Below are 22942 nucleotides of genomic sequence, written 5' to 3' on the forward strand. Positions count from 1 at the left end.
CCGGACGGTAAGTTCAGGCCATGACGACGGCAGTGTGTCCCGGTTCCTTCGATCCCTTCACCCTCGGCCACCGCTATGTGGTCGAACGCGCCGCGGCGTGTTTCGACGAGGTGGTCATCACCGTGGTGGTCAATCCGAACAAGCGAGGCATGTTCGGTGTCGACGAGCGGATCGCGCTCATCGAGGAGGACTGCGCGGATCTGCCCGGCGTGCGGGTCGATCGCTGGGAAGGCCTTCTCGTCGACTATCTGAAGCAGGAGTCGATCCACACCATCGTCAAGGGCCTGCGTTCGGCGGTCGACTTCGACTACGAGGTCCCGATGGCCCAGATGAACCGCGCACTCGCCGACGTCGAGACGGTCTTTCTGCTCACCGACCCCCGGTTCGCGCATGTGTCCAGCTCGCTCGTCAAAGAGGTGGCCAAGCTCGGCGGTGACGTCACGCCCTTCCTGTCGCCGCACATCCACAAGAACCTGACCGCGAAGCTCACCGGGGAGCGTTCCGTCTAGGACCCACCTGCGGGAATTGCGACACACCCCACGCGCTTCACTAATCACAGGCGCAACATTCGGCACAATAGTCACAGATTCACCAACTGTTGCAAACAGGCAAGCGCCGGATTGGGGTGGCTGTGTACCGGGTATTTGAGGCTCTCGACGAACTCGTGGCGATTGTCGAGGAGGCGCGGAGTGTGCCGATGACCGCGGGCTGTGTCGTGCCGCGCGGTGACGTGCTCGAACTCCTCGACGACATCAAGGACTCCATCCCGGGCGAACTCGACGACGCGCAGGACGTCCTCGATCAGCGCGACACCCTCATCGGCGATGCGCGCGAGCACGCCGAGACGACGGTGGCCAAGGCCGACTCCGAGTCCGAGGCCGTGCTGGCGCACGCCCGCGCCGAGGCCGACCGCATCCTGTCCGAGGCCAAGGCGCAGGCCGACCGCATGGTCGACGAGGCGAGCTCGCACTCGCACTCGCTCGTCGAGGACGCCACCGAGGAGGCGCGCCGGCTGCAGACCAGTGCCGCCCGCGAGTTCGAGGCCGTCACCGGTCGCGCCCGCGCCGAGGCGCAGCGCACCGTCGATGCGGCGAACAACACCTACGACAAGTCGGTGGCGGACGGCATCGCCGAGCAGCAGCGCCTGGTGTCGGAGACCGAGGTCGTCGGTGCGGCCAAGTCCGAGGCCGAACGCATCATCGACGCGGCCCACGCGGAGGCGGATCGCCTGCGCGGCGACTGCGACGTGTACGTGGACGAGAAGCTGGCCCAGTTCGAGGAGATCCTCACCGGCACACTGCGTTCGGTGAACCGTGGACGTCACCAGCTGCGCACCGGTGCGGGCATGCACGACTACGTCGAATACCCCCGCAGCGTCGACGAAGCGACCCGCAACTCCTACGACCGCGACCAGGGATCCCCGCTGGCGGTGTGACCTGCCCGACGGCCGATCCGGCGCATACCGTGGCGTCAGTCGATGATTCGCGATCGCGAGCGTATGGTGCAGTTTGTGTCTGATCATGCTGTGACATCAGAAGCGTCGCACGGTCCCGATTCGGCGTCGCGTCGCGATCCCTTCGTCCTCGACGTCCGGCCGCTGGGTCGGCGCCCGGGCACCATGTCCGAGGTGCACCGGACGGTCACGACCCCCGACAAGCTCGGGGTCGAGATGATCGGCATTCCCGCCGGCTCGGACGTCGACCTCGATCTCCGGCTCGAATCGGTGAGCGAGGGAATCCTGGTGACCGGCACCGCGTGCGGTGAGACGGAGGGGCAGTGCTCGCGCTGCCTCGAGCCGATCGACGGCACGGTGACGGTGTTCCTCACCGAACTGTTCGCCTACCCGGACAGTGTGACGGAGCAGACCACCGAGGAAGACGACGTGCACCGCATCGTCGACGACCGCATCGATCTCGAGCAGTCGATCATCGACGCCGTCGCTCTGGAACTGCCGATGTCGCCGCTGTGTTCGGAGGACTGCCCCGGGCTCTGCCAGGTGTGCGGCATCCGGCTGGCGGTGACCGAGCCGGGGCACGCGCACGAGCTGATCGATCCCCGCTGGGCCGGTCTCGCGAACAAGTTCTCCGAACTCGCAGAAGACGGGAACCCGGACGACCAGGAAAGTCGTGACTGAAAGCACACGTGAGGAGGGTCGGCGGGCGCTGCTCGCCGCACTCGACACCGACATCCCCGAAGACCTTCTGACGCTGGCGCTCACGCACCGCTCGTACGCCTACGAGCACGGCGGTCTGCCGACCAACGAGCGCCTCGAGTTCCTCGGTGACTCCGTCCTGGGCGTGGTGATCACCGAGCGCCTGTACCTGCATTTCCCCGACCGTCCCGAGGGTGAACTCGCGAAGATCCGTGCGAGCGTGGTCAACATGCACGCGCTCGCCGACGTGGCACGCGGTCTCGGCGACGAGGGTGGCCTGGGCAAGTACCTGTATCTCGGCCGTGGCGAGGAGATGACGGGCGGTCGAGACAAGGACTCGATCCTCGCCGACGGTCTCGAATCCCTGTTCGGCGCGGTGTTTCTCAGCCACGGCCTGGAGACCTCGCAGCGGATCATCCTGCGCCTCTTCGACGAACGCATCGAGAAGGCCGGACAGCTCGGCGCCGGTCTGGACTGGAAGACCTCGCTGCAGGAGCTGAGCTCCGAACGCGGCTATGGCCCACCGCAGTACCAGATCTCGTCCACCGGCCCGGATCACAACAAAGAGTTCACCGCGATCGCGATGATCGCGGGGGAGAACCTCGGCGAGGGCGTCGGACGCACCAAGAAAGAGGCCGAGCAGCAGGCGGCGGCCCACGCGTGGAAGGCGCTCACCGAACGCGCCGAAGCGTCGTCGTGACAACAGCGTCGTGACAACAACTCTTCATGCCTGAACTACCCGAGGTCGAGACCGTCCGCATGGGTCTCGAGAAGCATCTGACCGGACGGACCGTGACCGCGGTCGAGGTGCTGCATCCGCGTGCCGCCCGCCGCCACGTCGGCGGCGAGCCCGACCTGATCGGTCGCCTCGCGGGCAAACACGTTACCGGAGTGCGGCGTCGCGGCAAGTACATGTGGATCGACGTCGCCGACGACACCGACCGTGCCGCCCTCGTCGTGCATCTCGGCATGAGCGGGCAGATGCTCATCGCCCGCGACGGGGCGCCCGACCACACCCATCTCCGCATCCGCGCACACCTCGACGACGACAACGAACTGCGGTTCGTCGATCAGCGGACCTTCGGAGGTTGGCATCTCGACGACTATGCGGTCTCCGATGACGCGGCCGACATTCCGGTGTCGGTGGCGCACATCGCTCCCGACCCGTTCGATCCGGCCTTCGACGCGGCGGCCGTCGTGAACCGTATGCGCGCCAAGCACTCCGAGATCAAGCGCGTCCTGCTCGACCAGACCGTCATCTCCGGCGTCGGCAACATCTACGCCGACGAGGCACTGTGGCGGGCCCGACTTCACGGTGCGCGTGTCGCCGAGACGATCTCGCGCAAAAAGCTGCTCGAACTGATCGAGGCGGCCACTGCGGTGATGACCGAGGCGGTGGAGGTCGGGGGCACCTCCTTCGACGCGCTGTACGTCAACGTCAACGGCCAGTCGGGGTACTTCGAACGCTCCCTCAACGCCTACGGGCGTGAGGGGCAGCCGTGCCGGCGATGCGGGGCGATCATGCGCCGGGAATCTTTCATGAACCGCAGCTCTTACTTTTGCCCGAAGTGCCAGACTGCTCCACGGCGTCGCACACGTTGAGTCCGTAGTGCTCCCTGCGCTTACGTGCGGAGCGTGACCGCGGCGAAGCCGCTGTGCAGGCATCGACGAGTCCGGTGAAGGCTTCGAGCGTTCCGCGGAACGCTCGAAGAGCCTTGGCCAGCTGTTTTGTCGGTGGGCGCCGCTAAGTTGTTCGTATATCCGTTCGAACAGCTGGGGGCTTGGGGTGTCTGTTTCGGTGCTGCACGGTGAGAATGTGTCGTCGATGTTCGATGGCGCGGATCCGGCGTCCTTGTCCGATGACGTGTTGGAAAGCAGAGTGCTGGGTTATGCCGCGCAGATCACCGCGCTCACGGCCGAGTTCTTGTCTCTGGTGGCGGAATTGGATGAGCGGGAGTCGTGGCCGGGTGTGCATTCGCTCGCGCACTGGCTCTCGTGGAAGGCGGGTGTCTCTAAACGCACAGCGCAGGAGCAGGTACGGGTGGCGAAGGCTCTGACGGAGTTGCCGTTGATTCGGCAGGCGTTCGGTGCGGGGCGGTTGTCGTATTCGAAGGTGCGGGCGTTGACGCGGGTCGCGACCGCGTTGCGGGAGAAGGAACTGGTGAATCTGGCGTTGTCGTGTACGGCGTCGCAACTGGAGCGGGCGGTCCGTGCGATAGGACAGATCGACCGGGATCGTGGCATCGAGTCGGAGAATCGCCCACCGGTGGAGTCGACAGGCCGGTGGAAGTGGAATGCGGATGGCTCCTTGTCTGTGTCGCTGACGCTGTCTCCGCTAGACGGTGCCCGGCTTCTTGCCGGTGCGGTCCGGGCAGAGTACGAACGCACCCGGACCTGCGACGATGCGGATCTGTCCGCGGTGTCGAGCGTTCCGCGGAACGCTGCAAGCGAGTTGGAAACCGTGGATGGGGAACCGGACTCCGAGGTCAAACCGGCGAATCGTCGGGACCTGTGGCGAAATGTGCCGTCGAATCTGGCGCCGGCGTTGGTGGCCATGGCAGACATGGTGCACGAGGGGATCGCGATGCCTGATCTCGCACCGGGAGCCGAGATCCTGATACATACCGACGAGGGTGGGCAGCAGGCACACCTTGATGACGGGCCGGCACTGTCGGAGGCTGAGTTGGACGAGGCGCACTGCGGTGCTGCGGTTCGGAAGGCGTTGTCCAGCAGGGTTTCCGGAGCGCCGGGGAAGTTGGCGTTGCTGGGGTTGGGGCGTAAGTCGCGGACGCCGAACAAGGCACTCGTCAGGGCGTTGTTCGTGAGAGACCGGTGCTGTCAGATGCCCGGCTGTGAACGCACACGGCATCTGCACGCCCATCACGTGGTGTTCTGGTCGGCCGGTGGGGAGACCGAGTTGGACAATCTGATCTTGTTGTGTGGAAGCTGTCACCGTGCGTTGCATCGGGGTGAGTTCAGTATCACCGGGCATGGGTCGCAACGGTTTTCGTTCCACCGGCCGGGCGGTTCAGTGATCGACGTGAGTCCCGCGACACACGTGCCGGGGCAATGGTCGCCTGATGCGCGGGTGGCCGCGGATTCGACGGTGCCCGTGGGCGGCGGCAAGCTCGACCTCGGGTATGCGACCGAGGTGATCCACGCGGTGCGGGAATGGAAAGAACGCAACGCAAGCCGAGAGGCGGGAGCTGCCTGACGACGTCGGGCACGACCGGTTCGGGAATTCGTCCTGATCCACGGCTCTTACTATGGTCAGCGGTGCCAGCGCCGCCCCGCCGCCTGAGAGGACTCATCCCAGCATGACGATCGAACAGAACACAGCCACTCCGGCCCAGCCCGCGGAGCCCGCGCACACCGACCTCTGGGTCGAGCGCACCGGGACCCGGCTCTATACCGGCCGCAGCTCGCGCGGTGCCGAGGTGCTGATCGGCTCGCAGGATGTCGAGGGTGTCTTCACGCCGGGCGAGCTGCTGAAGATCGCGCTGGCGGCCTGCACGGGCATGTCGTCGGACCGTCCGCTGTCGCGCCGCCTCGGCGACGACTACGACGCCACGATCCGGGTCAGCGGTGACGCCGACCGTGAGAACGAGGTGTACCCGCGGATCTCCGAGATCCTCGAGGTCGACCTCTCCGAACTCGACCCCGACGCCGCGCAGCGCCTGCTCGTCGTCGTCGAGCGCGCCATCGACGCGGTGTGCACGGTCGGCCGCACCATCAAGGCCGGCGCCGAGGTCGACCTGAAGATCGAGACGGACTGACACCATGACCACCGACCGGGTCCGACTGTCGGCGTTCGTGCACGGCCACGTCCAGGGTGTGGGCTTCCGATGGTGGACGCGGTCGCGGGCCCTGGAGCTCGGTCTGGTCGGCTACGCGTCCAATCAGGCCGACGGACGGGTGCACGTCGTGGCCGAGGGGCCCCGCGACACAGTGGCGGCGTTGCTCGACGCGCTCCGGTCCGGAGAGACCCCGGGCCGGGTGGATCTGGTCGTCGACAGTCTCGAGTCGGCACGCGGAGACCTGACCGGCTTCCTCGAACGGTGAGCGCTGAACGGTGAGCGTTGCCCGAAACGCATCGCGATGGTGAGTACTCTGTACCGTCGTGCACCTCAAAAGCCTGACCCTGAAGGGCTTCAAGTCGTTCGCCTCGGCGACGACCCTGCGCTTCGAGCCGGGTATCACGTGCGTCGTCGGTCCCAACGGCTCGGGTAAGTCCAACGTCGTCGACGCCCTGACCTGGGTCATGGGCGAACAGGGCGCCAAGGCGCTGCGCGGCGGGAAGATGCAGGACGTGATCTTCGCCGGCACCTCCGGACGTCCGCCGCTGGGGCGTGCGGAGGTCACGCTGACCATCGACAACGCCGACGGTGCGCTGCCCATCGAATACTCCGAGGTCTCGATCACCCGCCGCATGTTCCGTGACGGCGCCGGCGAGTACGAGATCAACGGCAGCACCTGCCGCCTCATGGACGTGCAGGAACTGCTCTCCGACTCCGGTATCGGCCGCGAGATGCACGTCATCGTCGGCCAGGGCCGCCTGTCGGCGATCCTGGAGTCGCGTCCCGAGGACCGTCGCGCGTTCATCGAGGAGGCCGCCGGCGTCCTCAAACACCGCAAACGCAAGGAAAAAGCGGTCCGCAAGCTCGACGCGATGCAGGCCAACCTGGCGCGCCTCACCGACCTCACCGCCGAGCTACGGCGTCAGCTCAAGCCGCTCGGCCGACAGGCCGAGGTCGCCCGCCGGGCGCAGACCGTGCAGGCCGATCTCCGCGACGCCCGGCTGCGCCTCGCCGCCGACGACCTGGTGATCCGCCGAGCCGAGATGGCCGAACACGCCGCCGTCGAGGACGAGGTCCGGCGCCGCCAGGACGAGGTGGCCGAGCAACTCGACGAGGCCAACGCGCAGGTCGCCGAACACGAACAGCATCTCGCCGAGGTCACCCCGGCCGCCGCGGCGGCGAGCCGCGCCTGGTTCCGGCTGTCGGCGCTGGCCGAACGCGTCGACGCGACCCGCCGGGTCGCCGCCGAACGCAGCCGCTACCTCAGCGAGACCGCCACCGAGGCCACCGGACCCGATCCCGAGGAACTCGAGGAACAGGCCCTCGAAGCCGCCGAACTCGAGGCCGAACTGACCGAGGGCGTCGAGATCGCCGCCGAACAGCTCGAGACGGCACGCGAGGTGCTCCGCGAGCGCGAATCGATCGCCGAGGCCGCGGAAGCGGCACACCTGGCCGCCGTCCAGGCCATCGCCGACCGTCGGGAGGGTCTGGCCCGTCTGGAGGGCCAGGTCGACAACCTGCGGACGCGGTCGGAATCGGTCGACGCCGAGGCCGACCGCTTGACCGCTGCCATCGCCCACGCCACCGAGCGTGCGGAAAATGCTGCCTCACAACAAGATTCGGCGGCGAGCGAACTCGCGCAGCTGGAATCCTCCGAGCAGGCCCTCGACGAACACCACGAACGGTGCGTCGCCGCGCTGAACCTGTCCAACGAACGCGCCGCGACCCTGCAGGCCGAGCACCGCGAAGCCGAGCAGTCCATCGCCTCGCTGTCGGCGCGCGTGGAAGCCCTCGCCATGGGTCTCGAGCGCAACGACGGCGGTGCCTGGCTGCTCGACAACGCGCCCGACGGGTTACTCGGACCGATGTCGGAACTGCTCACCGTCGAGCCCGGTTTCGAGACCGCGATCGCCGGCGCCCTCGGCCCCGCGGTCGACGGCATCGTCACCGTTGACGGCATGGCGGCCATCCGTGCGCTCGAGGCACTCAAATCCGGCGACGGGGGACGGGCCGCGCTGATCTGCGGCGGCCTCACCGAATCCGTCCGATCACGAGACCTCGACCTTCCCGACGGTGCCCGGTGGGCGGCTTCGGCGGTGACCTGCGGGCCGGAGATCCGCAACGCGATCGACACCGTCCTCGCCGACACCGTCGTCGTCGACGATCCGGCCCAGGGACTCGAGATCGCCCGTCGCCACGGCGTGCGCGTGGTCACCCACGCCGGCGACCGCATCGGCCCCGCGTCGATCGAGGGTGGCTCGTCGCGTCGCCCGTCGACGCTCGAGGTGCAGTCGGCCATCGACGCCGCGACCGAGGAACTCGCCGCCACCCGCCGCCGCGTCGAAGAGCTGGAGGCGGCACTCGACGGTGCTCTCACCGAACAGCGCGAACGCCGCGAAGCGGCGGAGGAAGCGCTCGCCGCGCTGCACGAATCGGATTCCAGTGTCGGCGCCGCCTACGAGCAGATGGCCCGGCTCGGCCACGAGATCCGCACCGCCCGTGCGGAGGCCGATCGCTTCACGCGTCAACGCAACCTCTTGGAAAAGGGGCGCGCCGAGACCCTGGAATCCCTGCACGAACTCGAGGAACGGTTGCGGCTGGCCCGCGACGAGTCGGATTCCGGACCGGAGATGGCGGCCGACGACTCCGAGCGGTCCACGGCCGCGGCAGCGGTCGGGATCGCCCGCGGCACCGAGATGGAGGCCCGTCTGGCACTGCGCACCGCCGAGGAACGTCTCGCCTCGGTGCGTGGGAAGGCCGACTCGTTGCGTCGAGCCGCCCAGCGTGAGCGGGAAGCACGGGAACGGGCGCGTCGTCAGGACGAGATCCGCCGGCAGGCCGCGGGTGTCGCGGCGGCGGTCGAGCGGGCCGGTGCCCGGGTCGCCGAACGTCTCGCGGCGGCGGTCGCGTCGGCGCAGGCGGGTCGCGACGAACTCGAGGAGATCCGGATCGCGCGGTCGGCGACTCTCGACGAGCTGCGCGTGCGGGCCGGTGAACTGACCACCACGCTGAACTCGTTGCGCGACACCGTGCATCGCGACGAGGTGGCCCGCGCCCAGGTGGCACTGCGCATCGAGCAGCTCGAGGAGCAGATCCTCGAGACGTTCGCGATGTCACCCGACGACCTGATCGCCGAATACGGTCCCGACGTACCGATGCCGCCCTCGGCACTGGAGATGCAGGAGTACGAGGAGGCCAAGGCGCGTGGCGACCAGGTGGTGGCCCCGGCGCCGATGCCGTACGACCGCGCCACCCAGGAGGCGCGCGCGAAGAAGGCGCAGAAGGACCTCAACACCCTCGGCCGGGTCAACCCGCTCGCGCTCGAGGAGTTCGCGGCGCTGGAGGAGCGCTACAACTTCCTGTCCTCGCAGCTCGAGGACATCAAGGCCGCCCGCAAGGACCTGCTCGACGTCATCGAGGAGGTGGACGCCCGCATCCTGCAGGTGTTCACCGAGGCCTACGCCGATGTCGAGCGAGAGTTCGGCCAGGTCTTCCAGACGCTGTTCCCCGGCGGTGAGGGCCGCCTGGTGCTGACCGAGCCCAACGACATGCTCACCACCGGCATCGAGGTGGAGGCCCGGCCGCCGGGTAAGAAGGTGAAGAGGCTGTCGCTGCTGTCGGGCGGGGAGAAGTCCCTGACCGCGGTCGCGATGCTCGTGGCGATCTTCCGCGCCCGCCCGTCGCCGTTCTACGTCATGGACGAGGTCGAGGCGGCGCTCGACGACACCAACCTGCGCCGACTCATCAAGCTGTTCGAGCAGTTGCGGGAGAAATCGCAGCTGATCGTCATCACACATCAGAAGCCCACGATGCAGATCGCCGACGCCCTCTACGGCGTCAGCATGCGCGGGGACGGCATCACGACCGTCATCTCGCAGCGCATGCGCGGCGTGAACATGCCCGTGGCTCAACAGGAGGACACCAGCCAGTGAACACCGGAATCATCATCGGGATCGTCATCGCGGTGGTCGTCATCGCCGCGCTGATCGTGCTCGGACTGGTGCTGGCGCGTCGTCGTCGCATCTCGCTGTCCGACACCACGACGCAGCCGGAGATCGTCGACGGCACCACGCGTCAGGTCGACCGGTCCGGGGGATACCAGGCGGGGTCGGGCTTCAGTTTCAGTCGCGGCGACACAGCCCTGGCCGAACCGCCGGCGCGCAAGCCGGAACCGCAGCCCAAGACGGAGCCCCAGCCCAAGCCCGAGCCGCCCGTCCAGCCGGCCGGCGAGCGTACCGACGTCGACGGCCAGCCCACGGTCGGGGACGACGCCGCGGTCCCGCGTGACTCCCACCGCCGCGGGATCACCGAGGTGCCCCTCCCGGATGTGATCGAACCGGCCGAGGCGGAGCCGGAGACTGTCGAGCCGGAGACGACCGAGCCGGAGGCGAAGGTCGCAGAACCGGAAACCACCGAGCCGGAGGCGCCGGAGGCAGCCCAGGCCCCGGCGGTCGAGACTCCGGCGGTCGAGGAGCCGGTGGTCGAACCTCCAGTGACCACAGCGCCCGACGATGCGTCGGGTGCGGTGGCGGCACCGCCGCGCGAGGAGATCGCGCCGACTGCGGGGCGTCTGGGCAAGCTGCGCGGACGGCTGTCGCGGTCGCAGGGTGCGATCGGCAAGAGCGTGCTCGGTCTGCTCGGCGCGGGTGACCTCGACGAGGACAGCTGGGAGGAGATCGAGGACACCCTGCTGATGGCCGACCTCGGTACGGCCACCACCATGACCGTCGTCGAGAACCTCCGTACGGAACTGGCCGCCAACCCGGTGAAGAACGCGGGGGAGGCGCGGGCTCTCCTGAAACGGGTGCTCGTCGAGCAGCTCGATCCGACCCTGGACCGGTCGATCCGCGCGCTGCCGCATGCGGGGCGTCCGGCCGTCGTGCTGGTGGTCGGGGTCAACGGCACCGGAAAGACCACGACCACCGGCAAGCTGGCCCGTGTTCTCGTCGCCGACGGGCGTCGCGTACTGCTGGGGGCCGCCGACACCTTCCGTGCGGCCGCCGCCGATCAGCTGCAGACCTGGGGTGAGCGGGTCGGAGCGGAGATCGTGCGCGGCAAGGAGCAGGCCGATCCGGCCGCCGTGGCGTTCGACGCGGTCGACCGCGGGATCGCCACGGGTGTCGACGTCGTCATGATCGACACCGCGGGCCGACTGCACACCAAGACCGGCCTGATGGACGAGCTGGGCAAGGTCAAGCGAGTGGTGGAGAAGAAGGCGCCCGTCGACGAGGTGCTGCTCGTGCTCGACGCCACCGTCGGCCAGAACGGTCTGATGCAGGCGCGGGTGTTCGCCGAGGTCGTCGACATCACCGGCGTGGTGCTGACCAAGCTCGACGGCACGGCCAAGGGCGGCATCGTCTTCCATGTCCAGAAGGAGCTCGGGGTGCCGGTGAAACTGGTGGGTCTGGGCGAGGGCGCGGACGATCTGGCACCGTTCGAGCCGGAGGCGTTCGTCGACGCACTGCTGTGAAGTCGATTCACGATCGGCAAACCGGGGCGCAGTAGTGCCGGGATGAAACTGAGACAGGCCTCAGAGGCAACCTCGTATTTTACCTGAGCGAAATATAAATCGTTCATCGGGTTACGTGCCCGAAACGTCAAGGCACCACTGCCGAAACCGAGTGCCGACAAAGTCTTGGGAGGCGCCGAGCCGTCGGCGCATCCTGAGGAGGTTTTCACAGTGGTTTTGGCTCAGTTGCCAAACGAATCGTTTGGTCCGATCGACACGGGCAACACGGCATTCATGCTTGTGTCGGCCGCGCTTGTGTTGCTGATGACCCCAGGTCTCGCGTTCTTCTACGGGGGGTTGGCGCGCGGCAAGTCCGTCCTGAACATGATGATGATGTCGTTCGGTGCGTTGGCGTCGATCAGCGTCGTCTACGTCCTGTGGGGCTTCTCGATGTCGTTCAGCGACGGCATCACCGGTAAGAGCGATATTCTCGGTCTCTTCGCCAACCCGTTCGCGCTGTTCGGCTCAGATCAGCTCATGAGCACGATCGGCGAGGGAGACACCGAGCAGTACGTCACTGCCGGACTGTCGGTGCCCGCCGTCATCTTCATGGGATTCCAGCTGACCTTCGCGGTCATCACCGTCGCCCTCATCTCCGGTGCGCTCGCCGAGCGCGTCAAGTTCTCGACCTGGATGGTCTTCACCGTCATCTGGTCGACGATCGTCTACTTCCCGCTGTCCCACATGGTGTGGGGCGGACTCGTCGGTGGTGGCGGACTCCTCGGCGCCGGCGAGGACAGCATCGCGGCGAAACTGTTCGGAACCACCGACGGTGAGGCGAATGTCGCACCGATCGACTTCGCGGGTGGCACCGTCGTGCACATCAACGCCGGTATCGCGGCGCTGGTGCTGGTCCTCATCATCGGCAAGCGAGTCGGCTTCGGTCGCACCGCCTACCGCCCGCACAACATCCCGTTCGTGATGCTCGGCGCGGCACTCCTGTGGTTCGGCTGGTTCGGTTTCAACGTCGGGTCCGAGCTGGGTGCCGACCTTCTCGCCGGCCAGGTGTGGGTCAACACGACCGCAGCGACCGCCGCCGCGATCATCGGCTGGCTCGCAGTCGAACTCATCCGCGACAAGCACGCCACCAGCGTCGGCGCCGCGTCGGGCATCGTGGCCGGCCTGGTCGCGATCACCCCGGCCTGTGGTGCGCTGACCCCGGTCGGCTCGCTGATCCTGGGTGTCATCGCCGGTGCTCTGGCTGCCCTCGCCATCGGCATGAAGAACAAGTTCGGCTACGACGACTCGCTCGACGTCGTCGGCGTCCACCTGGTCGCCGGCCTGTGGGGCACCCTCGCCATCGGTCTCCTGGGCAAGGACGTCGGTCTCCTCTGGGGTGGCGATTACAAGCAGCTCGTGGTGCAGGCGGTCATCGCCTTCTTCGCGCTGGCCTTCACCGCTGTGCTCACCGCGATCATCGCCTTCGCCCTCAAGCCGCTCGGCTGGCGTGTCAGCGATGAGGACGAGAAGAGCGGCATCGACGAGGCAGAACACGCCGAGACTGCCTACGAGCTGGCATGACGCTCACGCCAAATCGCTACTACGCTGACACCCGTGGAGAGGGATAACAAATGAAGCTGATCACTGCAATCGTCAAGCCGTTCACGCTCGAGGACGTCAAAGCCGGCCTGGAGCAGGCGGGAATCCTGGGTATGACCGTCAGCGAGGTCCAGGGTTACGGACGCCAGAAGGGCCACACCGAGGTCTACCGCGGCGCCGAGTACTCGGTCGACTTCGTGCCGAAGGTCCGCGTCGAGGTCGTCGTCGACGACTCGGCCGTGGACAAGGTCGTCGACGTGATCGTCGAGGCCGCCCGTACCGGCAAGATCGGTGACGGCAAGGTGTGGGTCTCGCCGGTCGAGTCGGTGGTGCGCGTCCGCACCGGCGAGCGCGGCGGCGACGCTCTGTAAGTGAGCTCGTGCCCTTTCTGAACCCCAGCGCGGCCCCGCGTCCGACGACGAGTCGGGCGCGGGGCCGCACCGTTCAACCCCCGAGACCGAGGAGCCTCCCGTAGCCGCCACCGACCTGGCCAAGACCCGCCGGCAGCTCACCGAGTCGAGCCGGAACGGGAAACTCGACGCACCGGCGCTCCGCCAGGTGCTCGTCGACCTGCACGAGTTCTGGCTCACCAGCAAGGGCGCCGAGCTCGGCATCAAGTCCCACAGCGGATTCGCGATCGTCGCGGTCGGCGGTCTGGGACGCGGCGAACTGCTGCCGTACTCCGACCTCGACCTGATCCTGCTGCACGACGACATGCCCGTCGAGCGGGTGTCCGAGGTCGCCGACGGGCTCTGGTATCCGTTGTGGGACGCCAACATTCCCCTTGACCACAGCGTCCGGACCGTGCCGCAGGCGCTGCAGGTCGCAGGCGAGGACGTGACCGCCGCCCTCGGCCTGCTCGAGGCCCGCCACATCGCAGGCGACGAGGACCTGTCGAGCCTGCTGATCGGTGGCGTACGCCAGCAGTGGCGCAACGACATCCGTAATCGTTTCCCCGACGTGGTCGCCCATGCGCAGGATCGCTGGCGTCGTGCCGGCGACATCGCGCACCGCGCGGAACCCGACCTGAAGAACGGTCGAGGAGGGCTGCGCGACGTCCAGCTCCTCGGTGCCCTGGCGATCGCCCAGCTCACCGACGGAATGGCGAATCTGCGGCCGGATTCCCCCGGCGCCGGACCGCAGGTCGCGTACGAGCGTCTCCTCGACATCCGGACCGAGCTGCACCGCATAGCTGGTCGCCCGCGCGAGCAGGTCCGCGCCCAGGACGCCGACGAGATCGGTGCCGCGCTGCGGATCGGGGACCGGTTCGACCTGGCGCGCGTCATCAGCGACTCCGCCCGAACCATCAGCTATTCCATCGACGTCGGTCTGCGGACCGCGGGGAATGCTCTCCCGCGTCGCGGGCTGGCCAAGCTGCGCCGTTCACCGCTGCGTCGGCCGCTCGACGAGGGCGTGGTCGAGCACAACGGTGAGATCGTGTTGGCGCGCAACGCGATTCCGAGCAAGGACCCCGGACTCATCCTCCGGGTGGCCGCCGCGTCGGCGCGGACGGGTCTGCCGATCAGCGCATCGACCCTGAGCCGACTGGCCGACTACGCACCGGAACTGCGGGAGCCGTGGCCGGCCGAGGCGTTGAGCGACCTGCTGGTCCTGCTCAGCTCGGGTCACCACATGGTCGACCCGATCGAGGCGCTCGACCGCACCGGACTGTGGGGCAGACTGCTCCCGGAATGGGGTGCGGTTCGCGACCTCCCGCCGCGCGACGCGATCCACACCTGGACAGTCGACCGTCACCTCGTGGAGACGGCGGCATATGCGAGTTCGATGACGACGCGGGTCTCGCGGCCCGATCTCCTCGTTCTCGGCGCGCTCATCCACGACCTCGGGAAGGGGCGCGGCGCCGACCACAGCATCGTCGGCGCCGAGCTCGCCGTCCAGATCGGCAATCGCTTCGGCCTGTGGCCGCAGGATGTGACGATCCTGTCCGACATGGTGCGGCACCACCTGCTGCTGCCGCAGGTCGCGACGCGCCGCGACCTCGACGACCCGGCCACCGCCGAATTCGTCGCCACCACCCTGGGTCACAACCGGGTGCTGCTGGAACTCCTTGCGGCACTGGCCGAAGCGGATTCGCTGGCAACGGGTCCCGGCGTGTGGGGAGAATGGAAGGCCTCACTCATCGGCGAGCTCGTCCGGCGGTCCATGCGCCACATCGACGGCATCCCGCCCGCGGTGCCCGAGCCGCTCACCCCCGAGCAGTTGGCGATCGCCGCCGAGGGGGACTACGCGGTCCGGCTCGTCCGCGCCGACGGTCAGCACACCTACGACGTCACGATGGTGGCACCGGACCAGCCCGGTCTGCTGTCGAAGATGGCCGGGGTGCTCGCGCTCGGCGGTCTGCGCTCGCACAAGGCCTGCGCCCAGAGCGTCGACGGCAAGGCGATCAACTCCTTCATCGTCGTGCCGATGTTCGGCAGTCCGCCCGACGCGGGTCTGCTCCGCCAGCAGCTCATCGCCGCGGTGAACGGCAAGCTCGACGTCCTCGCGCGTCTCGACGCGCGCGAGCGGGATTCGCCGATACCCACGATCGCCACGGTCAGCACTCTCCCTGGGACGATGGTGAGCCTCGGGGCGAGTGCCGGCAGCACCGACCCCGACGTCGACGGCGCAGGTCATCCGAAGAACGCCGTGCCTGCGCTGTTCGCGGTCGCGCCGCCCCGGGTGACCTGGCTCGATGCCCCGGAGCCCGACGCCGCCGAGGGGGCGGTGGTGCTCGAGGTCCGGTCCGACGACCGGATCGGGTTGCTGAGCCGAGTGAGTTCGGTGCTGGAGACGTTCGGTGCCGACATCCGGTGGGCGAAGGTCTCGACCCTGGGTGCGACCGTCGTCGACATCTTCAGCCTGCGGTTGGCCCCGAATGCCGAAACCGCCGACACCGAGCAGTTGCGTGCGACGATCACCGACGCGATCATCGCGGTGTGCCCGCCGCCGCAGCCCAAGCGTGACGAGGAGGACGGCCCGCAGACGCCCGGCGGGACGGGACGGTCCGGAGTGCCGATCTCCTAAATGGAATGACCGGGGAACCACATGGAAGGATGGGACCCATGTTCGATTCCCTCTCCGACCGGTTGACCGGTGCCCTGAAGGACCTCCGCGGCAAGGGGCGGCTCTCCGATGCCGACATCGACCGCACCTGCCGCGAGATCCGGCTCGCCCTGCTCGAGGCCGACGTCTCGCTGCCGGTGGTGCGCGCCTTCATCGCGCGGATCAAGGAACGGGCGAAGGGTGCGGAGGTCTCCGCGGCGCTGAACCCGGCCCAGACGGTCGTCAAGATCGTCAACGAGGAACTCATCGGCATCCTCGGCGGCGAGACCCGCCGGGTGCGGTTCGCGAAGAACCCGCCCACGGTCATCATGTTGGCCGGTCTGCAGGGCGCCGGTAAGACGACCCTCGCCGGCAAGCTGGGCAACTGGCTCAAGCAGCAGGGACACACGCCGCTGCTGGTGGCCTGTGACCTCCAGCGTCCGGGCGCGGTCTCGCAGCTGCAGATCGTCGGCGAGCGTGCGGGCGTGCCGGTCTTCGCGCCGCACCCCGGCACGGGCGTCGGCGGCGAGGGAACACTCGGCGTCACCTCCGGCGACCCGGTCTCGGTCGCCCGAGCCGGTGTCGAGGAGGCGAAGGCCAAGCACTACGACGTCGTCGTCATCGACACCGCGGGCCGCCTCGGTATCGACGCCGAGCTTATGAAGCAGGCCTCCGACATCCGCGACGCCACCACGCCCGACGAAGTGCTGTTCGTCGTCGACGCGATGATCGGTCAGGACGCGGTCACCACCGCCGAGGCCTTCGCCGACGGCGTCGGTTTCACCGGTGTCGTGCTGACCAAACTCGACGGCGACGCCCGCGGCGGTGCCGCCCTGTCGGTACGCGAGGTCACCGGTCAGCCGATCATGTTCGCGTCCTCCGGCGAGAAGCTCGAGGACTTCGACGTTTTCCACCCCGACCGCATGGCCAGCCGGATCCTCGGCATGGGCGACGTGCTCAGCCTCATCGAGCAGGCCGAGCAGCACTGGGACGCCGAGCAGGCCGAGGCCGCCGCGGCCAAGATCACGCAGGGTGAGCTGACCCTCGAGGACTTCCTCGAACAGATGCTGATGATCCGCAAGATGGGGCCCATCGGCAACATCCTGGGCATGCTCCCCGGCGCGGGCCAGATGAAGGACGCGCTGTCGCAGGTCGACGACAAGCAGCTCGACCGGGTCCAGGCGATCATCCGCGGCATGACCCCCGCCGAGCGGGACAACCCGAAGATCATCAACGCCTCGCGCCGCCTGCGTATCGCCAACGGTTCGGGCGTGACCGTCAGTGAGGTCAACCAGCTCGTCGACCGCTTTTTCGAGGCCCGCAAGATGATGGCCCAGATGTCGGGGCGCATGGGCATGGGCGGGATGAACCGGAAGTCCAACCGCAAGGGCAAGAAGGGGAAGAAGGGCAAGGGACGCGGTCCCACGCCGCCGAAGGTGCGCGGTGGCTTCCCGGGGATGCCGGGTGGTATGCCCGCCGGCTTCCCGGACCTGTCCAACATGCCCGCCGGACTCGACCAGCTGCCGCCGGGCCTCGAGGGCATCGACGTCTCCCAGTTCCAGCCCAAGAAGAAGAAGTAGCCGATGGGTGGCACGGCGGTGGGTGACACGGCCCGCCACTACCGCGGCACCGATCCGCTCACCGGCGAACCGATCGAGTTCTGGGTGTCCGGTGAGACCATCAGCCACACGGCCATCGCCGATGCCGAGACCGCTGTCGACGGCGGCTGGATTCTGCCCGGTCTCGTCGACGCCCACAATCACGTCGGCATCGCACCCGGCCTCGGCGTCGACATCGAGCAGGCCCGCGGTTTCGCGTACGCCGACGCCCGGGCCGGGACGCTCCTGATCCGCGAGGTCGGCTCACCGCTCGACACCCACCCGCTCGACGATGATCCGGCGTGTCCGCGGTTCATCCGCTCCGGCAAGCACATCGCCCGGCCCAAGCGCTATCTGCGCGACTACGGAGTCGACCTCGACGACCCAGACGAGCTGGCCGCCGAGGTGGCACGCCAGGCGCGGGCCGGCGATGGCTGGGTGAAGATCGTGGGGGACTGGATCGACCGCGACGCCGGCGACCTCGCGCCGCTGTGGACGCGGGACCAGATCGAGGCCGCCGTCGCCGTCGCACACGAACACGGCGCCCGGATCACCGCGCACGTCTTCGGCACCGACGCCCTCGTCGACCTCATCGGAGCCGGTGTCGACTGCATCGAACACGGCACCGGGCTCACCGCCGATCTGATCGATCAGCTCGTCGAACGCTCGATCGCGTTGGTGCCCACCATGATCCAGGTGGAGAACTTCCCGGGCATCGCCGACGGCGCCGAGCGGTTCCCGACCTACGCCGCCCACATGCGCCGGTTGCACGCCGACGCGCCGAAGGTGTTCGAATCCGCCCGCGAGGCCGGGGTCGCGATCTTCGCCGGGACCGACGCCGGCGGGTTCGTCGAGCACGGGCGCATCGTCGACGAGATCGAGGCGCTCTCGAAGGTCGGTCTGGGCAACGCCGGGGCGATCGCAGCAGCGTCCGTGCAACCTCGACAGTGGCTCGGCGCCGACCTCCTGGCCGACGGCGACCGCGCCGATTTCGTGGTCTACGGCGAGAACCCTTGCGATGACCTGGGGGTCCTGCGTCATCCGCAGGCAGTGGTGTCGTCGGGCCGAAACATTCTGTGAGCAACGCCACAAGGTGACTGCTGGTTGCGTTTACCTACTGCCGCGTAAGGTAGCAACCGCGTTGCACAGGTTCGTAAGGGGCGAACCGATCAGCTCAGTGCAGACCCCGCCGAAACCGGGGGTGAAAACGGGGTTTCGGTGAGGGTCGCGCAAGCCTGGGGGCCGAATTCATCGGTAGGCAAGTGGCGTTGGCGACGTACGGCATGTGGTTGTTCTCGCGGGGTGGACAACCACATGCCGGATTTCTTTCCGGAGCCTCTGGTCTGGCAGAATGGCTCGACGGTTCGTCGGATGCGGTCACGGCCGCCCGACGGTCACACCGAAACAGACGCAAAACCGGGTCCACCATTCCGGGTGGGTCGCAGAATTGCGCAGTGACCACACGAAAGTAGAAGAAGACATGGCTGTCAAGATCAAGCTCACGCGGCTCGGCAAGATCCGCAACCCGCAGTACCGCATCGTCGTCGCCGACGCTCGGACCCGCCGCAACGGCCGGGTGATCGAGACCATCGGCAAGTACCACCCGAAGGAAGAGCCCTCGCTGATCGAGGTCGACTCCGAGCGCGCCCAGTACTGGCTGGGTGTCGGCGCACAGCCGACCGAGCCTGTGGCCGCGATCCTCAAGGTCACCGGTGACTGGCAGAAGTTCAAGGGCCTGCCGGGCGCCGAGGGCACCCTGAAGACCGCCGAGGCGAAGCCGTCCAAGCTCGACGTGTTCAACGCTGCGCTCGCCGCCGCCGAGAACGAGCCGGTCGCCGCGGCCACCACCCCGAAGAAGAAGGCCGCCAAGAAGGACGAGGCCCCGGCAGAGGAAGCTGCCGCCGAGGCTCCTGCCGCCGAGGGTGACGCGTGAGCGCTGTGGTCGCCGACGCGGTCGAGCATCTCGTCCGCGGAATCGTCTCGAACCCTGACGACGTCCGGGTCGACCTCGTCACCGGTCGTCGCGGCCGGCTCGTCGAGGTCCACGTGAGCCCCGACGATCTGGGTAAGGTCATCGGCCGCAACGGTCGGACGGCCACCGCCCTGCGCACCCTCGTCTCCGGTATCGGCGGACGCGGCATGCGCGTCGACATCGTCGACACCGACCGCTGACGGCCGACTCGCAGGACGAACGCATCGTGGATCTCGTCGTCGGACGCGTCGTGAAGTCGCACGGCATTCGTGGCGAACTCGTCGTCGACGTCCGTACCGACGAACCCGAACTGCGTTTCGCTCGCGGCTCGGTGCTGCGCGGCCGACTGCCGCGCGGTGGCGGAGAACGTGGATTCACCGTGACAGCCGCCCGGGAACACTCCGGGCGGCTGTTGGTGTCTCTCGAGGGCGTCGCCGGACGCGATGCGGCCGACGCCCTGCGCGGCACCCTGTTTCTCATCGACTCCTCGGAGGTCGAACCGTCCGACGATCCGGACGAGTTCTACGACCATGAACTCGAAGGCGTCCCCGTGCAGCTCACCGACGGAACCGAGGTGGGCGTCGTCGAATCGGTGCTGCACATGCCGGGCGGCGAACTGTTGTCGGTGCGCACCCCCGACAGACGTGAGGTCCTCATCCCGTTCGTGCGGCAGATCGTCCCGACGGTGACCCGCGAACTCATCGTGATCGACCCGCCCGAGGGTCTCCTCGATCCGGACTCGGCCGACGGCGCGCAGTGATGCGCCTCGACATCGTCTCGATCTTCCCCGAATATCTCGATCCGCTCCGGGTTGCATTGCTGGGCAAGGCAATCGACGCCGGCCGCATCAGCGTCGACGTCCACGACCTGCGCGACTGGACACACGATGTGCACCGCAGCGTCGACGACTCGCCGTACGGCGGCGGACCCGGCATGGTCATGAAGCCCGAGGTGTGGGGGCCGTGTCTCGACGACGTGTGCCCCGACGGCGCGCTTCTCGTCGTCCCGACCCCGGCCGGTGTGCCGTTCACCCAGGCGACCGCTCAGCGGTGGAGCGCCGAGAGACATCTCGTCTTCGCCTGCGGCCGCTATGAGGGCATCGACCAGCGTGTCTTCGACGACGCGGCGCGCCGGGTGCGTGTCGAAGAGGTGTCTCTCGGCGACTTCGTCCTCATCGGCGGCGAGGTCGCGGTCATGGCGATGATCGAGGCGACGGTCCGGCTGATCGACGGTGTCCTCGGGAATCCTCGCTCGCACCAAGAGGATTCGTTCTCCGACGGGCTCCTCGAAGGGCCAAGCTACACGCGCCCGGTGAGCTGGCGCGGGCTCGACGTCCCGCCGGTGCTGCTCAGCGGCGATCATGCGAAGGTCGCGCGGTGGCGGCACGAGCAGGCTCTCGAACGGACCCGTGCCCGCCGGCCGGATCTTCTCGCCGAGCCTGTGAATCCCCACGATGGCCCCGAGTCCGATCCCCGCTAGGATTCGGCACAACTCGAGCGCACGGGGGAGGGCAGATGCAGGGCTATGAGGCCATGGTCGCCGAACTCGACCGTCAACGTGCCGAACTCGCGCAGACCCGTGCCGCGCTGTCGGCGTTGACCTCCCGTGCGATCAGTCGCGACCGGCTCGTCGCCGTCACCGTCAATGCACGCGGCCTCGCCGTCGACATCTCGATCGATCCCACCGCGTTGCGTCGCTACCGTGCGGATCAGCTCTCCGAACTCCTCACCACCCTCATCGCCGAAGCCGATCATGCGCTGAGTACCCGGCGCAGTGAACTTCTCGCTGCCGCAACGGGTTCCGGAGTGGACTACGCCGACGCCCGTCTCGACACCGCCCGGACCACCCGATGACGGCCGGAGGGCGCCGGAACCGGATCGCCGCGGACGTGGGCACCGCGGCGGATCTGTCCGCGCGCCTGGCCAACGCCGAGGCGCGGCTGGGTACGGTGCACTCCGAACTCGTCGAACTGCTCGCCGACATCGACACCGCGGTCGGGGTCGGGGAGGGGGCGATGGCCTTCCGCCGGGGTTTCGGTCCCGCGAGCATCGAGTCGAGTGACCTGCTGCGGACCGCGGTCGCGCGCCTCGCCGAACATCGGCGGGCGCTGACCTCCGGCGTCGAGTCACTCGCCGCCGCCGATGCCGACGCCGCAGCCGCCTTCGAACCCGGTGACCCGCGGTGAACTCTGCGCCCCGACAGATCGCGGACGAACTCGCACCGGGTGTGTGGCCGGGCGCGGACCCGATGTCGCTCCGTGAGGCCGCACGACGGGCACGCGCCCTCGCCGAATCCGTGGAACGGGTGACCGACGTGGTCGTCTCGGCCACCGCCGCGTACTCATCGCCGGCCGCCGGCGGCGCGGCCGTCGAGGGGGAGTTCGGCGACGCCGTCGTCGACGGGCTGGCCGAGGTCACCGGCGCCGGACCACAGTCCCTGCCCCACGTCGCCGAACGGCTTCGCGCCATGGCCGCGTCATTGGACACCTATGCCGATGTCGTCGTGGAGACCGAGCAGCAGCTGACGACGATCGCCCTCGTCGCCGACCGTGACCGGCATCGTGCGGAGGTCTTCGCCGAGGTCGGGGACGATTCGTGGCGGGTGAGTGCGGCAAGCGCCGGACGTCTGGCCCTGACGGCTGCCGGCGACGACTACACCCAACGGTCCGAGGAGGCCGGACAATCCGCCGGCGGAACCCCGCCCGCGGCGACCAGCGGGATGATGCCGTTCGCCCCGATGGGTGCGATGGGCGGTGCCGGAGCGATGGCCGCGGGCCTGGGTGCCGCAGTGGGCGCCGCCGCGTCGGGCGCCGACCGGGACACCGCCGGGGGAGACCTCACCTGGTTGCGCCGCCGCGCCGACGCCCTGCAGTCGACGGTGCCGCCGACCATCGCGGGCTGGTTCCGGACCGCGGTCGGCGTCGGCGTCGGAGCCCGTGGGCGCCGCGTGGTCGTCGTCGGGACCAACGATCCGCAGCCATACCAACGCGCGGGGCTCGAACTAGCCGACGACGAGGCGCTGACCGCGAACGGGCGCGCACCCGAACTCGCGATCGTCGAACACATGACGAGCTCGGGGATCACGTGCACGGCGATCGCCGCAGCCACCCCGATGGACTCGGCCACCGTGTCGGCGCTGCGGGCCGCCGACGTGGTCGCGATGGCGCCCGGTTCACAGCGCTGACCGGCGATTTCGTCCGACCGGGGTGTCTCTGGCACAATAGTCGGGTTGCCTGTCCCGTGTGACGGGCACCGACGACTCGGAGTATGAACCGGTCCGAAGCCGCAAGGCCCGCCAGGTTCCTCTGCTCAACGTTCACGCCAGAATAGG

General features: G+C 68.4%; 22 protein-coding genes. All 22 read left to right on the forward strand.

Annotation, left to right across the window (positions count from 1 at the left end):
- Positions 1-20: 20 nt before the first annotated feature.
- The 22 genes from coaD (at position 21) to C5O27_RS13230 (ending at position 22795) form a co-directional block, all read left to right on the forward strand.
- The gene (gene coaD, locus C5O27_RS13125) at positions 21-509 is read left to right on the forward strand and encodes a pantetheine-phosphate adenylyltransferase (RefSeq protein ID WP_006357934.1); all 489 of its coding nucleotides are present in this window, start codon (positions 21-23) and stop codon (positions 507-509) included.
- A 122-nt stretch (positions 510-631) separates the two neighbouring features.
- Positions 632-1435, forward strand: a complete 804-nt coding sequence (locus tag C5O27_RS13130) for a DivIVA domain-containing protein (RefSeq protein ID WP_006357933.1) — start codon at positions 632-634, stop codon at positions 1433-1435.
- 42 nt (positions 1436-1477) lie between these two features.
- Positions 1478-2134: a YceD family protein gene (locus C5O27_RS13135; protein WP_208651357.1), complete on the forward strand. Its 657-nt coding sequence runs from the start codon at positions 1478-1480 to the stop codon at positions 2132-2134.
- Positions 2127-2852, forward strand: coding sequence for a ribonuclease III (gene rnc, locus C5O27_RS13140; protein ID WP_006357931.1), 726 nt, complete (start codon positions 2127-2129; stop codon positions 2850-2852). The genes C5O27_RS13135 and rnc overlap by 8 nt, the downstream gene beginning before the upstream one ends.
- Before the next feature lie 26 nt (positions 2853-2878).
- Positions 2879-3754 (forward strand): bifunctional DNA-formamidopyrimidine glycosylase/DNA-(apurinic or apyrimidinic site) lyase, encoded by an 876-nt coding sequence (gene mutM, locus C5O27_RS13145; protein ID WP_127962885.1) that lies wholly within the window; start codon positions 2879-2881, stop codon positions 3752-3754.
- Positions 3755-3977: 223 nt separating this feature from the next.
- Entirely contained in the window at positions 3978-5366 is a 1389-nt protein-coding gene (locus C5O27_RS13150; RefSeq protein WP_127963837.1) for an HNH endonuclease signature motif containing protein, read from the forward strand.
- 103 nt (positions 5367-5469) lie between these two features.
- Entirely contained in the window at positions 5470-5928 is a 459-nt protein-coding gene (locus C5O27_RS13155; protein WP_042375863.1) for an OsmC family protein, read from the forward strand.
- Positions 5929-5932: 4 nt separating this feature from the next.
- Positions 5933-6214: an acylphosphatase gene (locus tag C5O27_RS13160; protein WP_006357925.1), complete on the forward strand. Its 282-nt coding sequence runs from the start codon at positions 5933-5935 to the stop codon at positions 6212-6214.
- Between the two features lie 58 nt (positions 6215-6272).
- Positions 6273-9881, forward strand: a complete 3609-nt coding sequence (smc, locus tag C5O27_RS13165) for a chromosome segregation protein SMC (RefSeq protein WP_127962886.1) — start codon at positions 6273-6275, stop codon at positions 9879-9881.
- On the forward strand, positions 9878-11419 hold the full coding sequence (gene ftsY / locus C5O27_RS13170) for a signal recognition particle-docking protein FtsY (protein ID WP_127962887.1): 1542 nt from the start codon (positions 9878-9880) through the stop codon (positions 11417-11419). The genes smc and ftsY overlap by 4 nt, the downstream gene beginning before the upstream one ends.
- A 210-nt stretch (positions 11420-11629) precedes the next feature.
- Positions 11630-12979 (forward strand): ammonium transporter, encoded by a 1350-nt coding sequence (locus C5O27_RS13175; protein WP_127962888.1) that lies wholly within the window; start codon positions 11630-11632, stop codon positions 12977-12979.
- A 50-nt stretch (positions 12980-13029) separates the two neighbouring features.
- On the forward strand, positions 13030-13368 hold the full coding sequence (locus C5O27_RS13180; RefSeq protein ID WP_005198965.1) for a P-II family nitrogen regulator: 339 nt from the start codon (positions 13030-13032) through the stop codon (positions 13366-13368).
- A gap of 115 nt (positions 13369-13483) precedes the next feature.
- Complete coding sequence (locus C5O27_RS13185) at positions 13484-16024, forward strand: [protein-PII] uridylyltransferase (RefSeq protein WP_127962889.1); 2541 nt, start codon at positions 13484-13486, stop codon at positions 16022-16024.
- 38 nt (positions 16025-16062) lie between these two features.
- Entirely contained in the window at positions 16063-17622 is a 1560-nt protein-coding gene (gene ffh, locus C5O27_RS13190) for a signal recognition particle protein (RefSeq protein ID WP_006357920.1), read from the forward strand.
- 3 nt (positions 17623-17625) lie between these two features.
- On the forward strand, positions 17626-18720 hold the full coding sequence (locus C5O27_RS13195; protein ID WP_127962890.1) for an amidohydrolase family protein: 1095 nt from the start codon (positions 17626-17628) through the stop codon (positions 18718-18720).
- A 400-nt stretch (positions 18721-19120) separates the two neighbouring features.
- Entirely contained in the window at positions 19121-19573 is a 453-nt protein-coding gene (gene rpsP, locus C5O27_RS13200) for a 30S ribosomal protein S16 (RefSeq protein ID WP_006357918.1), read from the forward strand.
- A complete protein-coding gene (locus C5O27_RS13205; protein WP_006357917.1) occupies positions 19570-19812 on the forward strand; it encodes an RNA-binding protein in 243 nt (80 codons plus the stop codon). The genes rpsP and C5O27_RS13205 overlap by 4 nt, the downstream gene beginning before the upstream one ends.
- Before the next feature lie 26 nt (positions 19813-19838).
- Positions 19839-20372 (forward strand): ribosome maturation factor RimM, encoded by a 534-nt coding sequence (gene rimM / locus C5O27_RS13210; RefSeq protein WP_006357916.1) that lies wholly within the window; start codon positions 19839-19841, stop codon positions 20370-20372.
- A complete protein-coding gene (gene trmD / locus C5O27_RS13215) occupies positions 20372-21091 on the forward strand; it encodes a tRNA (guanosine(37)-N1)-methyltransferase TrmD (RefSeq protein ID WP_127962891.1) in 720 nt (239 codons plus the stop codon). The genes rimM and trmD overlap by 1 nt, the downstream gene beginning before the upstream one ends.
- Before the next feature lie 35 nt (positions 21092-21126).
- A complete protein-coding gene (locus C5O27_RS13220; protein ID WP_127962892.1) occupies positions 21127-21465 on the forward strand; it encodes a YbaB/EbfC family nucleoid-associated protein in 339 nt (112 codons plus the stop codon).
- On the forward strand, positions 21462-21797 hold the full coding sequence (locus tag C5O27_RS13225; protein ID WP_075862618.1) for a hypothetical protein: 336 nt from the start codon (positions 21462-21464) through the stop codon (positions 21795-21797). Before C5O27_RS13220 ends, C5O27_RS13225 begins: the two co-directional genes overlap by 4 nt.
- Positions 21794-22795, forward strand: a complete 1002-nt coding sequence (locus C5O27_RS13230) for a hypothetical protein (RefSeq protein WP_127962893.1) — start codon at positions 21794-21796, stop codon at positions 22793-22795. The genes C5O27_RS13225 and C5O27_RS13230 overlap by 4 nt, the downstream gene beginning before the upstream one ends.
- Positions 22796-22942 lie beyond the last annotated feature (147 nt).

It is taken from the genome of Gordonia alkanivorans (assembly GCF_004011905.1).
Lineage (GTDB): Bacteria > Actinomycetota > Actinomycetes > Mycobacteriales > Mycobacteriaceae > Gordonia > Gordonia alkanivorans.